The following is an 856-nucleotide window of genomic DNA, read 5'->3' on the forward strand; positions in this document are numbered from 1 at the left end:
CAGCCGCGAGGAAGGCGCCCCATGTCGCCCATTGCCACTTTGCCCTTTCGCGGCTGGGGCCGTAGCGGTAGATCAGCGTGATCCCGAGGCCGACCAGGATCAGCATCATCGGCCACCGAAAGATCCGCACAAGGGCTTCGGTCCAACCGCCGAGGTTCAGCAGCGCAAGCATGGCCGGCACGATCCCCACCGAGACGATAAAGCCGATACCGATGAGGATGGCGCCAAGTGTGAAGCCCAAGGCCAGAAGATTCAGATGGATAAAGCCGCGCTTTTCACTCTCCTCGTAGGCGATGTTCATGGCTTCGAATAGCGTCTTGATGCCGTTACTGGCGCTCCACAGTGCGACGGCAAGGCCGAAGATGAAGCCGAAGCTGAGCGCGCCAGTCTTCTGAGCGGCCAAGGACGCAAGCTGAGATCTGATAATGTCCAGACCGCCCGAAGGCAGTACGCCGCCAAGGAACGCAATGTGCTCAGCGATGGTCTGAGGATCGGCGACAAAACCGTAGATGGACACGAACGCGGCAAGCGCGGGAAAGAGGGCAAGGAGCAGATAGAATGCGGCCCCGGCCGCGATCAGCATAACACGGTCCTCGTTTACTTCAGCAAAGACCCGCCACAGCACGTCCTTCCAGCCACGGCTGGGAATCTGTGACGGCCATTCGGCATTGCGTCCGCGGCCCTGCCGTCTGGCCCGCCGCTCAAGCTGCACTTGATCTTCGTAAGGGTCGTCGGCTGTTTTTTTCGACATGGCTGCCGGCCCGGAGCATCTTCTTCGCGGGCAAACGTATGAAAGCGCCAAAGGATGCAGGTGGCAGACCTGCGCTCACAAACAAACATCCGCCGCCTGCAGAAA

The 856-nt window shown here is 60.3% G+C and carries 1 protein-coding gene; it reads right to left on the reverse strand.

Annotated elements, in window-relative coordinates; translation table 11 throughout:
- A partial coding sequence (locus AC0L18_RS32355; RefSeq protein ID WP_473495737.1) for a YihY/virulence factor BrkB family protein occupies positions 1-751 on the reverse strand: 751 nt, incomplete at its 3' end.
- Between the last annotated feature and the right edge of the window lie 105 nt (positions 752-856).

This window comes from Mesorhizobium sp. WSM4819 (assembly GCF_055811215.1).